Annotated in this window: 13 protein-coding genes; 2 read left to right on the top strand and 11 right to left on the bottom strand. The window is 40.5% G+C overall.

The genetic code is table 11. The features are described 5' to 3' along the window. Positions 1–9: 9 nt before the first annotated feature. The 5 genes from M0R16_01595 to M0R16_01575 form a co-directional block, all read right to left on the bottom strand. Positions 10–2217, bottom strand: coding sequence for a T9SS type A sorting domain-containing protein (locus M0R16_01595; GenBank protein ID MCK9611580.1), 2208 nt, complete (start codon positions 2215–2217; stop codon positions 10–12). A gap of 226 nt (positions 2218–2443) precedes the next feature. Further along, positions 2444–2962 (bottom strand): VOC family protein, encoded by a 519-nt coding sequence (locus M0R16_01590; protein MCK9611579.1) that lies wholly within the window; start codon positions 2960–2962, stop codon positions 2444–2446. 151 nt (positions 2963–3113) lie between these two features. Continuing rightward, positions 3114–4061: a phosphoribosylaminoimidazolesuccinocarboxamide synthase gene (locus tag M0R16_01585; protein MCK9611578.1), complete on the bottom strand. Its 948-nt coding sequence runs from the start codon at positions 4059–4061 to the stop codon at positions 3114–3116. Between the two features lie 16 nt (positions 4062–4077). After that, positions 4078–4575, bottom strand: coding sequence for a hypothetical protein (locus tag M0R16_01580; GenBank protein MCK9611577.1), 498 nt, complete (start codon positions 4573–4575; stop codon positions 4078–4080). Continuing rightward, positions 4572–5516 (bottom strand): PhoH family protein, encoded by a 945-nt coding sequence (locus tag M0R16_01575; GenBank protein MCK9611576.1) that lies wholly within the window; start codon positions 5514–5516, stop codon positions 4572–4574. Before M0R16_01575 ends, M0R16_01580 begins: the two co-directional genes overlap by 4 nt. A gap of 89 nt (positions 5517–5605) precedes the next feature. Between M0R16_01575 and M0R16_01570 the strand changes: the two genes are divergently transcribed. Both M0R16_01570 and M0R16_01565 read left to right on the top strand, forming a co-directional pair. After that, entirely contained in the window at positions 5606–6412 is an 807-nt protein-coding gene (locus tag M0R16_01570) for an SAM-dependent chlorinase/fluorinase (GenBank protein ID MCK9611575.1), read from the top strand. A 207-nt stretch (positions 6413–6619) separates the two neighbouring features. Next, entirely contained in the window at positions 6620–7249 is a 630-nt protein-coding gene (locus tag M0R16_01565; protein MCK9611574.1) for a superoxide dismutase, read from the top strand. A 181-nt stretch (positions 7250–7430) separates the two neighbouring features. Here M0R16_01565 and M0R16_01560 read toward each other — a convergent pair whose 3' ends face one another. From M0R16_01560 to M0R16_01535, 6 genes are all read right to left on the bottom strand, one after another. After that, entirely contained in the window at positions 7431–10673 is a 3243-nt protein-coding gene (locus M0R16_01560; GenBank protein ID MCK9611573.1) for a PDZ domain-containing protein, read from the bottom strand. Between the two features lie 115 nt (positions 10674–10788). Continuing rightward, a complete protein-coding gene (locus tag M0R16_01555) occupies positions 10789–11520 on the bottom strand; it encodes a PorT family protein (GenBank protein MCK9611572.1) in 732 nt (243 codons plus the stop codon). A gap of 66 nt (positions 11521–11586) precedes the next feature. Continuing rightward, the gene (gene ubiE, locus M0R16_01550) at positions 11587–12297 is read right to left on the bottom strand and encodes a bifunctional demethylmenaquinone methyltransferase/2-methoxy-6-polyprenyl-1,4-benzoquinol methylase UbiE (GenBank protein MCK9611571.1); all 711 of its coding nucleotides are present in this window, start codon (positions 12295–12297) and stop codon (positions 11587–11589) included. Positions 12298–12320: 23 nt separating this feature from the next. After that, positions 12321–13337: a bifunctional ADP-heptose synthase gene (locus M0R16_01545; protein ID MCK9611570.1), complete on the bottom strand. Its 1017-nt coding sequence runs from the start codon at positions 13335–13337 to the stop codon at positions 12321–12323. Then, positions 13337–13990 carry a hypothetical protein gene (locus M0R16_01540; protein ID MCK9611569.1) on the bottom strand — a complete coding sequence of 218 codons (654 nt, stop codon included), beginning with the start codon at positions 13988–13990 and terminating at the stop codon, positions 13337–13339. Before M0R16_01540 ends, M0R16_01545 begins: the two co-directional genes overlap by 1 nt. Before the next feature lie 12 nt (positions 13991–14002). After that, on the bottom strand, positions 14003–15205 hold the full coding sequence (locus M0R16_01535; protein ID MCK9611568.1) for a pyridoxal phosphate-dependent aminotransferase: 1203 nt from the start codon (positions 15203–15205) through the stop codon (positions 14003–14005). Positions 15206–15426 lie beyond the last annotated feature (221 nt).

Here is a 15426-nt window from a genome sequence, read left to right as displayed (position 1 = left end):
AATATCGTTTCAGTGTTTCTTAAAATGTGACGGGCTTAATTGTTTGATGAACTTTTTTATTACAAATTCATCAGAGGTTTCAAATTTTACGAAATACAGTCCTTCAGCAAATTTAGAAATATCAATTTGTGTGAGGTTTTTTAGCAATTGCTGTTTTAAAAGCAGTTGCCCTTGCGCATTATAAATTAAAACGGCAGTATTCAAATCATCGTTTACAGAGTTTTTCTGAATGTAAATGTATTCAACAGCGGGAACGGGATACAAATTGTAAATGTCATTTTTTGTCGGAAAATCGTTCATGCCCGATAAGCCGACATATATGATATTTGATGTGTCCGAGGGGCAGCCGTTTGTGCCAGTTACGATAACAAAATAGTGCCCTGATAAAAGCGGAGTGTGTACTGGTAATATTGCCCCCGGAATAATTTCATTTTCATAATACCATTGATTGCCTAAAAGAGCATCAGAGGATAGGACAATAAGGTCGTAAGAAATGACTGGAGTAAGGGGTGCCGGTTTAACAGTGATATCTATGGAAGAAGGTACTCCGCTGCACCAGGGATTAGAAACTGTAACCCCAATATTGCCCCCATTAGCTCCGGCAGTTATGGTGATAGCTGATGAATCGGAGCTTCCTTCCCAGCCCGTTGGTAACGACCATTCGTACAAAGTGGCATAGGGGATTGAAGCTATACTGTATATTTGATGACTTCCTTCGCAAACGTTTGTGCTACCTGCAATGTTGCCGGCATCAGGTGGGGCAATAACTACAACATTTTTTACAATGCTGCTTTGATGTGCGGCTGCAACTCCGTTTATAGCTGTTAGTCTGACAGGGTATGTCCCAGGAGAATCAAATATATAAGTAAAGTTTGAAGCACTGTCATCAATGCTGCCGTTGTCATAAATATCCCACTGATAGCGTGTATCGGAGTTTGCTCCGGTGCTGAGGCTGGTAAATGTAAAAGATACTCCTGCACAAACAGTGTCAGGAGAAAAATCTGCCGTGATGGTAAAAAAATTATAAAGCTGGGTCATGGAGTTTTGAACATTTTGAAGGGAGCCAACTATGACATAACTTCGGTATTTATATGTCCCGGCTGTAACAGGGCTTTCCCTGAAAACACAGTTCCATTTTGTGCAGGAAGGATACCGGAACCTCCCATAACCATGATTCGGAAATGAGTTGTCCGGCAGGTCTGGAGTATATATTCCCATCGCATAGTTCTGGTCAACTGTAGAAAAAATTATAGGGAGTTCTTGTTCCACGGGGTCATCAGACAAAGACGTGAGTTGCTGATTGGCAGGATTGTAATTCCAGAATACCGACATATCTGGTGGCATATATGCAGTAACAACTTCAAACGTGCCGGAAGTATAACTTTCGGGATAGGGAATGTCAAACTCTGTAAGGTATTGAATCACATGAGCCATGCCCGGCATTCCGATAGTTACTTTTTTATGAAAATAATGTGATGAACGCTGCATGGTGTTCAAGGCGGCGCCGCATCCGGGTGCTATTAAGCCCGGCTGTGTCCAGAAAGCAGGCAGGGTTTGTGTCTCAAGGTAATTAGCTGTGGTGCTGATATATTGTAAAAAACTGGTGCTTGTATTTCCGGTACCATCCTGGTTTGAGCCGGCTTCCGTAGGGTTGAAGCACTCGCCCCAGTTGTTGAATGAAGTAGCGGATTGCAGTTCTCTGCCATGGTCATAACTGTCAATAAATTCTCTGCCGTTCCATGTCAGCGAGCCGATGGCACCGGCAAGCCGCTGTGTGGTAGTTATTGTAATATTGGAAGGTCCGGCAACATTGCTGATGACAGCTTCGCCAAGAGGTATAACACCAACTCGTGCAGGGCAATTTGTCAGGGCGGGGTTGGGGCCGCCACCGTAATTAATAGCAAATACAATAATTTCATGTGCCCTTGTCAGGTCAAAGCCACTTATGCTAAAGCTGAACCCGTGATAAGGGTCCGGGGTAACGCCTCCGGTAACCAGATCGGGACGGTTTTCATTTGCCGTCACAATATCATACAGCCTGCCGTCAATGTAAATGTGGACATCAATGGGCAGTATCAAAGCATCCGGGTCGTAAGCCCAGCCGTAGCCACTATATTGGTCGGCAAAATCGAGGCTTCCGGTTGGAAGGCTGCTTTGAGCACTACTGTGTAATGTCCCGAAAAACAAAACAACGATGAACAGTAATGTGTTTTTCAATTTCTTAAGTTGAAAATTTTGTGAAGTTTATGAATATATAAAAATACAAATTCTTTCAAATAAATGTAATTGTTTTTTATTTTAGAGGAGCCTTGGTTTTATGTTTAACATTGATAATGAGTGTAATTACATGAAATCAGTTTGTATATTTTTCATTTGTCAATCGGCGCAATTTTTTTTGAATTTTTTTGAAGATACCGGAATGACGTTAAAGACAATAATTTGTTCATTTTATTGTCGGGATTCCATTTTCTTTTCCATAGTTTTCACAAGCAATATCATTGGGTTCCCATAATTCAATTTTGTTGCCTTCGATATCAAGAATGTGAACAAATTTCCCAAGCTCGTCTGTTTGTATAGTATCTAAAATGCTTACACCATTTTTTGTTAATTCCATCACAAGAGTTTCTAAGTTTTCTACCCTGTAATTTATCATGAAATCTTTGTCAAAATAACTGGTTTTTTCAGAAAACGGACTCCATTGTGTATAGCCTTTCTGAGTGCTATCATTGCCCTGTCGCCATTCAAAAATTGCTCCGTAAGGGTTGGTATTAAATCCCAGATGGGTTTGATACCAGTTTCTAACTTTTTCAGGGTCTTTACATTTAAAGAAAATGCCTCCTATGCCTGTTACTTTTCTAATGCTCTCCTCAGTGCTTGATTTTTTAGTTATTATATTATTAAACGCAAAACCAAGCCCAAATGAAGTAACTATTGCCAATAAAATGATTAACGCTTTTTTCATGGTATTTATGTGGTAAAATATCTTTTATTTTCTCTGTAATTAAAATTTTAGGTATAATTAGCAAAAATGGTCATCTAAAGCCATTTTTCAAGCGTCAAACAAGTTAATTGCAATGCTGACAACTTATTACTGCCAAATGGCCATCCAGCAACTAAAATTTTTCCAAATAACTCTTCAGGTTTTTCTCTACCCTGTTCAGAACATCTGCCACTTCAGCTCTCACAAATTTTTCCCCTGTGATATTTTCATAAAGTTCAATATAGCGCTCCGATATTCCGTTCACGATATCTTCGGTCATCTCCGGAACCTGCTGGCCTTCTTTGCCCTGAAACCCATTATCCATGAGCCATTCTCTCACAAACTCCTTCGAGAGTTGCTTTTGCGGCTGCCCGGCCCGCTGGCGTTCTTCATAACCTTCTTTGTAAAAATACCTCGAAGAATCAGGTGTGTGTATTTCGTCGATCAAGTATATCTTTCCGTCCCTTTTGCCGAATTCGTATTTAGTGTCAACAAGTATCAAACCCATCTTTGCTGCAATCTCTGTACCTCGTTTAAATAAATCATAGGTGTATTTCTCCAGCATTTCATAATCAGCAGAAGACACCAGTCCGTGCCTGATTATATCTTCTTTTGAGATGTCCTCATCATGCCCAATGCTTTCTTTAGTGGTGGGAGTGATGATAGGCCGGGGAAATTTATCATTCTCTTTCATGTCTTCGGGCAGGGGCTCGCCGCACAGGGAGCGTTTCCCGGCTTTGTATTCACGCCAGGCATGCCCAGATAAATATCCGCGAATGACCATCTCAACCTTAAAAGGTTCGCATTTGATGCCGGCAGTAACCATGGGGTCAGGTACGGCAAGTTTCCAGTTGGGGACAATGTCGAAGGTTTCATCTAAAAATTTTGCTGCTATCTGATTCAGCACCTGCCCTTTGTAAGGTATGCCTTTAGGTAGCACCACGTCAAAGGCCGAAATACGGTCAGTGACCACCATCAGCAATATTTCGTCGTTAATATTATAAACATCTCTTACCTTTCCTTCATAAAACCCTTTTTGTCGGGGAAATTGAAATGATGTTTTTACAATTGCATTGTTCATGGGATATAAATTTTGTTTAGTAATCCGCATAATCGCTAATCATATCAAAGTGTAACTCAGATTTAACTCCTCCGGAAATTGTGTATATCCACAGCTCTTTCTTTGTCAGGTGCTTTATCACCCAGTCATTTTCCTGTTGTAAAAAAGGAATATGCATAAATAGGGAAGAAGCCAGGGTTTCGTATAATTCCATTGATTCCATCGCAAAATTCAGTTGTGTTACCTGCTTATTTATTATTAAACCCGATTTTGCAATAAGATTGCCATCAGGATGTGAAATGGCTATGTAATAGTTTTTGTCCCAGTCTGCATAAATATTGAAAGGGTAAATTTGAAGGTTCTGGGAAAAATAATCAGAAGCCGTATCATTGGCATTCAACAAAATGCTCGACAGCTGCCATTTTGCTGTCAGTTTTTTTTTTGCTGAGTGATGTGTTAGGGAAGGGCCGTTTTCGTATTTGCTGCATGAAACACAAAAAAGCGATACAAGAAAAAGTACAGCCAGCTTCTTCATTTTTCTTTGTTATAGGCGTTTATTATTTCAGTTATCAGTTTGTGACGTATGATATCGGCGTTGTTGAAATAAATGATATCAATGCCTTTTATTCCTTTCAGTATCTCGATGGCATTCACCAACCCCGAAGCCTGATTTTTTGGAAGGTCTATCTGTGTGATGTCGCCTGTAACAATAAATTTTGCAGTACGTCCCATGCGTGTCAGAAACATTTTCATCTGGTTTATGGTGGAGTTTTGGGCTTCATCAAGGATGACAAATGCGTTGTCGAGGGTTCTGCCCCGCATATAAGCCAGTGGGGCTATTTCTATGATGCGTTCTTCAATATATGTTCTGAGTTTTTGTGTGGGCAGCATATCCCATAGTGCGTCGTACAAAGGCTGCATATATGGGTCGAGTTTGTCTTTAAGGTCGCCAGGTAAAAAGCCGAGATTTTCACCAGCTTCCACTGCAGGCCTTGTCAGAATGATGCGCTTCACTTCCTTGTTGCGTAATGCCCTTACTGCAAGGGCTACAGAGGTATACGTCTTGCCTGTACCGGCAGGGCCAACAGCAAAAATAAGGTCGTTGCTACGGCAGCTTTCTATTAAAGCACGTTGGTTGGGTGTTTTAGCTCTTATAAGAATGCCGTTCTGACCATGAATAATGATGTCGTTTTGTGGTTCACCACTAAGTTGTTCAGTATTGGCATCTGCATTTAAAACCTGCTGGATGATTTCAGTATTAATAAATCCTTTAGCATTATAGTGTTTTATCAGAATAGAAATAGTTTCTTCGAAGGATTCAATTTCAGCAGGTTCTCCCAAAACTTTCAGTAAATTATCACGGGCAATGATTTTCAATTTTGGGAAATAGCCGCGTATGAACTCAATGTTTTGGTCATTAATACCAAAAAAATCCAAAGGATTTATGAAATCTAAACGTATTATTTTTTCATTCATGAAAAAGCTAATTCTTTTTCAAACAAAAATAACAAATATTGTGTTGTACTTTTTAAAATTTGTAAATTTGATGGCAAATATCTGCATTTATGGCAATCATAACCTTAACAACGGACTGGGGTATTTCCGACCATTACATAGCGGCTGTTAAGGGCCTAATCATAAGCCGCTTGCCGGGAGCCATGATTGTTGATATTTCACATGCTATCGAAAAATTCAGCATCTCTCATGCTGCATACGTGCTTGAGCATTCCTATAAAAATTTTCCTGATGGTAGTATTCATATTGTGGGTGTTGACTTTCAAATTGAAATCAAAGAGGATGATGATTATGACCCCGAAACAATTGAAGTGTATCATGCCATTGTATGTTATAACAAGCATTATTTTGTCGGACTTAATAATGGCATATTCACTCTGCTATGTAACAATAATCCTGACAAGATTATAAAAATCTCTGCCCCGCCGAAAATGAAGTCATTTATTTTTCCTGCCTATACCATTTACGCTGGTATTGCATGCGAAATAGCTTCAGGCACTCCTGTGGATAAATTGGGAGTTGAAAAAAAGAAATTGTTTTTTGTCAACAAATTCAAGCCTGCCATCCAGAATGATTCCATCAGTGGCATTGTTGCCTATATTGATTCATACGGCAACGCCATCACAAATATCAGTATGGATGAATTTGAAGAGGTAAGGGGAAAAAGGAATTTTGCCATCTATTTCAGAAATCATACGATAACCAAAATAAGCAGGAATTATTCGGAAGAAACAGGTGGAGAACTTATGGCCTTATTTGGTTCTTCAGGCATGCTCGAAATTGCTGTGGTAAAAGGCAGTGCAAAAAAATTACTGGGAGCCGGATTTTATGACAGCATCCGGGTTGATTTTGCCTAAAAATAACTATTGAATTTTATTTCAAAAAAACATTCATGTGACATGATGTCAGGTTTTATTTTGGCATACAATTTGTTATTTGAAATAAGTCTAAATAATAATTAAATGAAAAAAAGTATATTTATATTAAGTCTGGCGTTGATTTTTTCCGTACAGGCACATGCACAGTCAAATAAAAATAGTATTAACCAACAAAAAAATACCCTTATGAATACAACTGAAAAAATAAATCATGAATTTAAACCTTTGCCTTATGATTACGATGCCCTGGAGCCCTATATTGATAAAATGACAATGGAGATTCATTATTCAAGGCACCACAAAGCATATTTTGATAATTTTTTAAAAGCAATAAACGGCACAGCTCTCGAGAATAAAGAGTTGATTGATGTGTTTGCTGAAGTAAGTAAGTATCCTGCAGCAGTTAGAAATAACGGAGGTGGATATTTCAATCATGAACTTTTCTGGGACATAATGACTCCGGGCGGCTCGAAAATGTCAGAAGGTTTTGAGGACCTTTTAATAAAGCGCTTTGGAAGCATGGAAAAATTTAAAGAAGATTTTTTCAATGCCGGAATGACACGTTTTGGCAGCGGCTGGGTCTGGCTTAGTGTTGATGAAAATGGCGGGCTTTTTATCAGTTCAACTCCCAATCAGGATAACCCCTTGATGGATGTGACTGAAAAACACGGTATCCCAATCCTGGGTATGGATGTATGGGAGCATGCATACTACCTGAAATATCAAAATAAGCGTGCAGATTACATCAATGCATTCTGGAATGTCTTAAACTGGAAAGCAGTTGAAGAACGCTATCAAAAAGCTATAAAAAAATGAACTTTTACTATATAGTAGGGTTATGCCTTCTTTTTTTGCCATTTAGTATAAATGCACAATGTAGAAGTTGCAGAACAGAAAAAAAAGAATAAACGTAAATGTTATTTCATTAAAAGCCGGCCTTTTTGACCGGCTTTTTTATTGCATATCGTTTTGAAATTTCAAAGTTTTTTTTATTCACTTATTTCGTCTTATCCGGAAATGGCGGTATTGGCGGCAGTTTGGTATCGGTTTTTTTCAATTCTTCCAATATCAACTCTATGGCTTTGTTCAACTGTTCGTCTTCACCGGAATATTCTTTAGCAGGGTCATTAATTATTAATACATCCGGGTCAACTCCATAACCTTCGATAATCCATTTTTTACCTTCGGCATCGTAATGGGCAAATTCAGGTTTGTTAAGATATCCTCCGTCAATCAATGGTAAAGAGCCGCGTATGCCAACCACACCGCCCCAGGTTCGCTGCCCAACTAATTTTCCAATCTTTAATTCCTTGAACTGATAGGGAAATAAATCACCATCAGAAGCAGAATACTGGTCGATCAAACATATTTTTGGCCCATACTGCTGAGCAATGCCTGCTGTGTTTTGCCTGGTATTGCGCGACATTTTCATATACACCAATTCGCGGTTCAGGCGCTCGATGATCATAGGCGAAACATTGCCGCCACCGTTGCCACGGTCGTCAATAATCAGGGCTTGTTTGCTGAGCTGGGGATAAAAATGTTTTACAAATTCGTTAAGCCCTCCAACGCTCATGTCGGGGATGTGGATATATCCCACTTTGCCGTCTGTGGCTTCGTTAACCTTTTTTATGTTGTTTTGCACCCAGTTGTAATAGTAAAGGCCCGATTCGTCTTCGACGGGGATAACGATAACTTTGCGGGCACCCTGTGCCGAAGCAGTAGTGCTTACCGTGAGTTCCACCTGTTGTCCGGCAGTATTGATCAGCAATTCATAAATGTTTTTTGAATTTAAAACAGATTTTCCGTTAACAGCAATAATGAAATCACCTTCCTTCACATCCACTCCGACTTCGGTCAGTGGCGAACGGGTATTATCGTTCCAGTTTTCACCGTGTAATATTTTATTAATCTGGTAATATCCCGAATTGTCTTTTACTATTTCAGCGCCGAGTAATCCAATTTTTATTTTCTCAGGCTCGGGTTTTTCACCTCCACCTGTATAAGCATGCCCCACATTAAGTTCTCCTATCATTTCCCCAATGATATAGGTAAGGTCGGCACGGTGGTTTACATAAACTGTAAGGGGCTCGTATTTTTTGTATATGGCTTTCCAGTCCAAGCCATGCATACCGGGGTCGTAAAAGAAATCTCGCATCTGCCGCCATGATTCTGTGAAAATCTGTTTCCATTCGTCCTTAAGGTTTATCCATACCTTCATGTTCGACAAGTCCACATAGTCTTTTATTTCAATTTTTGATTTCGGCAGGTCAATTACTGCGTACTTTCCTTTATCGCTTATTACTATTTTCTTTTTGTCATAAGATAGGATGTAATTTCTGTATGCCCCCAGGTTGGTTTCCTTTTTTTCTTTCAGGTCAAAGGCTATAAGTGCTGCGCTTGGCTCGGATGTTGTGGTGCGGCAATAATAAACCATATTGCCGGCACTGCTGATATTCCAGTAATTGCCCGCACTTACGGGAAAGGCAATAATCCGGTCAGAGATGCCGTCAATATCAATTTTTACTTCAACTGTTTTGCTGTCATTTTCTTTGGATTCACTTTCTTTAGTTTCGCTGCTTATTTTCACTTCATCATCAGTTGGCTGAAAAGGGGAGGGCGTTGTTTTGGCAAGGGTAAGCATATAAATTTTATTCATGTTTGTATATGCGTGGTTCCATTCCGTCCAGCTGTAAATAGGATTAAAGTCGCGTGAAGAAGCAAAAAACAGGTATTTCCCGTCAGAGCTGAAAACCGGCTCGCCGCAGTCGTACCATCCATCGGTAACAGCATGTTTTTTTGAAGAAGCCAGCTCGTATAAGTAGATTTTTATCTCACTGCTTCTGTCAGGTCTGGCGTAAGCAATCCATTTGCTGTCGGGCGACCAGTCAAATTCCCTGAATTCTCCGTCAGTGGCTTTGTCAACCTGCGTTACATTTTTTGTCTCTATGTCAACATATTGCAGTCTTAACATGTTATCAGACCAAAGTAATTTCTTACTGTCAGGCGACCATATAGGCTGGTATTTGTATGTATCGGACTTCGTAGTGAGTTTAACAGGTTCTGATGTTCCGTCCTGTGCAACAATATATATTTCATCTTCCCCGCTTGCATCCGAAATGTAAGCAATATATTTTCCATCGGGCGACCAGGCGGCATTGCGGTCATGAATTCCGGAACTTTGTGTCAGGTTACGTGTGATACCGCTTTTTGCAGGCACAGAAAACACATCGCCGCGCCCGTTGAAAACAAGCCGTTTACCGTCAGGGGAAATGTCGTAGCCGGTAATGTTTTTGAAGGCGTCTTTCATCTCATTGCGGCCTGTATTCAGGTCGTCGGCTATTTGAATATTTACCTTTGTTGACTTTTGTGTTTTGAAGTCAAAAATATAAATGTAACCTCCATTTTCAAAGACAATAGAGCTGTCGCCAAGGGACGGGAATTTCATGTCGAATTCGGTAAAGTCCGTAAGTTTTTTAGTTTCTTTACTAGTAATATTATAGCTAAAAAGATTCATGATACGGTCGCGGTCGGAGAGGAAATAGATAATATCGCCATGCCACATGGGGAAAATATCTTGAGCAGGGTTATTGGTAATATTTACAGTGGTTTTTTCTTTAAAATCGTATATCCAGATATCGTCGGCCATGCCGCCTTTATAATATTTCCAGGTTCTGAATTCGCGGAATACACGATTGTATGCTAATTTGGTTTTGTCAGGAGCATAAGAGCAAAATCCTCCGCATGGCAAGGGCAATTCTTCCATTTTTCCATCTGTTGTATTTATGCTGAACAGCTGTCCTTTGAAATCGTTGAAAGACTTCATTCTTGATCTGAAAATAATGGTTTGATTGTCTTTCCATGTCATGACAATGTTGTTGGGGCCCATACGGTCGGAGAGGTCATCCCTGCCGAGTGTGGCGGTATATGTCTGCCTAACGGGCAGTCCGCCGGCGGCGGGCATCGTATAAATTTCGGTGTTGCCGTCGTATTGGGCTGTAAAGGCTATGTTATTGCCATCGGGCGAAAAGCGTGCAAACATCTCGTAACCTATGTCGCTGGTAAGTTTGCGGGCGGTGCCTCCCTTTTTATCCACCGAGTATAAATCTCCGGCATAGGAGAAAACAATGGTGTTGGCGTGTATCGCAGGAAAACGCAGCAGCCTCATTTCATTCTGAGCATTTAAAGCAAAGTCGGCAAATACAAAAGTGAGCAAAATGGAAAATGTAATACGTTTCATGATAAATAAGTATTTATGAGTAGGACAAAAATAATCAATGTAGGCGAAACTTCAAAACTGATGAGCCGGAGTACGGATTAAAGCCGTACTCCGGCTCATAACAGTATGAAAAAACTTATCCTTCAAAAGTAAGAGAGAGCTGGAATAGTTTTGAACCGAGGCGGCGAATGCTGTTGGTATAGATGGTGTTTTCGGGGATGAGAAGGTTGGGTAGACCATAAGACATTTTAAGTTCTATGCCGAATTTAAAGTAGGGCAGGAAAAAATCAAGCCCGGTGCCGACATCAATAAGTACATCGCTGCGCCTGAGTTTTATAGGGGCCTCGCCTTCCTTATTCTTTTTCTTTGCCTGCGATGCCATATCTATCGCGTATTTGGCTCCGCCAATAACGTAAGCTCTGAAATTCCCTATGCGTTTTGACTGGTATTTAAGGTATAAAGGAAAAAACATGAAAGTTGACTCGATGCGTTTGCTTTGTTTATATGTGATGGAGTCATTGTGCAGGAAAGTATATTCAACGGTACGGTTCCCAAAAGAAAGTGTGGGCACAAAGCGCAGGCTGAGATACTTGGTGAGTGTCAGACTGGAAACGATGCCGATGTCAAAACCAAAGTCTGGCTTGGTGGTTATTGCTGTGAGCGAATCGTAAGGTGATAGGTCTTTGGCGCTTTTCAAAGCAAAATCCATATAGTTCATCCCCAGCAAAAAGCCGAAATGATAACGGCGTTTATCGAACTTGGGCAGGTTTTCAACAAACCTGTGCTCGCGGTACTGTGCAAAAGATGAACCACCACAAAGAAGAAAAACAAATGTGATGAGGGAAAAATATTTTATTATCGTTTTCAATACAAACGCTTTCTGAACCTAAAATAACGTGCGATATTAAAATCTATTGCAAAATTATACTATTTTTTACTTAATTCCGACATAAATGGTGGCAATCCCACTGCTCAAATAGTGGCAGTATGTCTTTGTAAACCCTTGTTGAGTGAGTATATCCGTGAAATATTTTCTGTCAGGGAAACTGATAGCACTTCGGTGAAGATATCGGTAGGCATTGCTGTTGCCTGATATTAACTTCCCGATAAAAGGCAACAGGTATCGGAAGTAAAAATTAAAAAAAGGTTTTATGAACCCCTGTGGCTTTGAAAACTCCAGTATAAAAATTTTCCTTCCGGGTTTTACCACACGCAGCATCTGTTGAAGGCCTTTGTTTAGGTCTTCAAAATTTCGTACCCCAAATGCAACCATCACATTGTCGAAGTTGTTGTCTGCAAAATCCATACTTTCGGCAGATTTTTTTTGCAATGTTATCCTGTCTTCGAGGTGTTTTTCTCGAATTTTTTCTTTGGCAATGCCAAGCATTTTTTCCGAAATATCTATCCCTGTAATTTGCACACCCTGGATTTTTGTAGCTGCAGCTATGGCAAGGTCCGAAGTTCCGGTAGCAATGTCCAGTATGCTGTCAGGATGTTCCTTGCTTATCATTCGGATGATTTTTTTTCTCCAAAGTTTATCAATGCCGAAAGAAAGGAAATGGTTCAGAAAGTCGTAATGCCCCGCAATGCTGTCGAAAAGGCCGGCTATTTCATCATTTTTTGTTTTGAAACGGGAAGCATTCATTTTGAAAAAATGAAGAGCATTTGTTACATCAATGACAAAACTTCTTCCTTAAGTTTTTCTTTGTTAACAGGAACAACACCTGTGTGTTCACACACTAGTCCTCCGCCGATATTCGCTATGAAAGCTGTATCGTAAAGAGGAAGTTTTAGAGCAGTGCATAAGGCTGCAATGGAGATAACGGTATCGCCGGCACCCGAAACATCGGCAATATTGCGAACTCTTGCGGGTATCATTTCTCCAGTGTATTTACCTATTTTGTCAGCAGAAGAAATGAACATTCCTTTTTCAGATAGAGTGAGCATCATGTTAGGAATGTCATGCTGGTACTGAAAAGCAGAACATATCCTTAGCAGGCTTTCGGGGGTTTTCTGTACGTTTTCTATCTTCAATCCTTCGCAAAGCTCTGTAAAATTGGGTTTAAACAGGCTCACACGTTTATAATGTAAAAAATTTTTCTTTTTAGGGTCAACTACCAAAGGAATTTTCTTTTTCTCGGCAAGTTCAACTACCCATTGTATCAGCGCATGGTTTATAACACCTTTGTCATAATCTTCAAAAATAATAACCTGCGGATTTTCAGCCAAAACAATGCGTTCTATCAGGTTGAAGAAGTTACGGCTTTCATCCTGATTAAGCACTTGTGTGGTTTCTTCGTCCACTCGCAGCATCTGATAGTTATTGCCAATGATACGGAATTTTGTGGTTGTGCTGCGCTGTTCATTTTTCAGTATGCCTGCATGAGAAATATCATGTTGTTCGAGTAATTTGCAAAAATCATCACAGCGGGAGTCATTTCCTGTAACTGAACACAAGATGGGTACAGCCCCCAAGGCTTGCAGGTTTAGCACTACATTGGCTGCCCCGCCCAGACGGTTTTCGCGCTTACTGACACTTACTACAGGCACAGGAGCTTCGGGTGAAATTCGTTCAACATGGCCCCAGATGTATGAATCGAGCATCACATCTCCAATCACCAGGGCTTTCATGCCCGTAAAGTCATGAAATAATTTTGCTGCAGAATTTCTGTCTAGGGATAACATCAGTCACTTGATTTTAAAAGTGCATAATCGGTTTTTAAGAAATTGGCTTCATCCTCGAAAATAAATCTGACAGTAAAAGTAGTATTTTTTTCCTGGCCGATATGAACCAAGCTTTTCCCAAGTTCTTCCCTGCCGGAGGAATAAAGTATCAACTGCAATTCCCCTTTAAATTTATCTGTGAAAGAAATATTCAAAGGAATCATTTTGCTGCTGCCATCTTTTGATGAATACGTATCAATTTTGTTAAGTTTGATGCCGTAATCTTTCAGCGCCGGTTCGGGAACTATTTTTATATAAACAAGGCTTTTATCAACATCCTGAATAAAACCAGAAATTTTGTCAGAATTATTTTTATCGTCAACGATATAGTTGTCTTCGTCATTATAACTTTCTGTGTCATTGTTGTAGTTGTCGTATTGCTCATACTCATCAGAATGATATTTTACCTTGCTTTCAAAGTTTTTAGGTATTTTAACGATTATTCCAACAAACCATATTACAGCAATGATGATGGACAAAATGAACATGATAACTCCTGCAACCCATTGCCCGGTTTTTTTCTGTATGAGCCCCAGAATAAACAGTATCAATCCGAGGCTGAGAGTACTGATGGTGACAATGATAAAAATTAAAAAAGTTAAAGTGATAGACATTGTTCAATTATTTTATTTGAATTTTTCCAGCGCATCTTTTAAACGCTTCACGGCTTCAATTATTTTTTCCTTGGAAGTAGCGTAAGAAAACCGCAGGCAATTTGGGTCGCCGAAGGCGGTGCCGGGCACCATGGCAATATGGGCGTTGTTAAGAAGGTGCATGCTCAGGTCGTCGCTGCCTTTGATGGTGGTTGTGCCGTTGGATTTTCCGAAATAATTTTTTACGTCCATAAAAACGTAAAATGCCCCGTCGGGTACGTTGGTGCCTATGCCGGGAATTTCTTTCAGCAGGCTGAGCAGCAGGTCGCGCCTTTCGCGGAAAGCATCGAGCATCAGTTTGAACTCAGGTATGCTTTGCGGGTCGCTGTCAATAGCGGTAAAAGAAGCTTTCTGCGCTATGGAGCACGCTCCCGAAGTAACCTGCCCCTGAAGCTTGCTGCATGCCTTGGCAATGGGTTTTGGAGCGGCAATGTACCCGATACGCCAGCCCGTCATGGCATAGCCTTTTGAAACACCGTTTACAACGATGACCTGGTCTTTAATTTCGGGAAACTGGGCGATGCTTTCGTGCTTGCCGAGGAAATTGATATATTCATAGATTTCATCGGAGATGATAAAAATGTTTTTATGCTTTGCAAATATAGAGGCAAAAGCGCGCAGTTCTTCTTTGGTATAAACCGAGCCGGTGGGGTTGCACGGGCTGCTGAAAATAAACACCTTGGTTTTATCCGTTATGGCTTCTTCTATTTGCTGCGGGCTGACTTTAAAATTGCTTTCTATAGAGCCTTGGATATAAACCGCTTTTCCTTCGGCAAGTTTCACTATTTCTTTGTAGGAAACCCAGTAGGGCGCCGGCACGATGACTTCATCGCCGGGGTTTACCAGCGCCAGCATCACATTGGCAATAGAATGTTTGGCTCCTGTGGAAACAACGATCTGCTCGGGGATGTATTCAAGGTTGTTGTCGCGTTTTAGTTTTTTGCATATTGCCTGCCGCAATTCCGGATAGCCGGGTACGGGAGGGTAGTGGGTAAAGTTTTTGTCAATGGCATCTTTGGCTGAATTTTTTATAAATTCCGGCGTATTGAAGTCCGGTTCGCCAATGCTGAGATTGATTACATCGAAACCCTGTGCGGCGAGCTCGCGGCTTTTCTGTGTCATGGCAAGGGTTTCCGACTCGGATAAATTGTTGATTCTGTTGGATAAATAATTCATAGTAAATAATTTTTGCTCAAAATTAGTAATTCTGTGCAAATACTCATGCCTGAGATTTTTTATTTTTTTGTGCAAGTCAGGAGGCTGTCTCAAAAGTCCTTTGTGCGCCTTTGTGCACCCCTTTGAGTTACTTCGTGGTAAATATAAGTAGTTGAACCACAAAGTCCGCCGCGGCGGACACCAAGTACACACTAAGGCACACTAAGGTTAGATACTGGCAA

This window comes from Bacteroidales bacterium, assembly GCA_023228145.1.
Lineage (GTDB): Bacteria > Bacteroidota > Bacteroidia > Bacteroidales > CAIWKO01 > CAIWKO01.
This window is presented reverse-complemented; position numbering and strand designations above follow the sequence as displayed.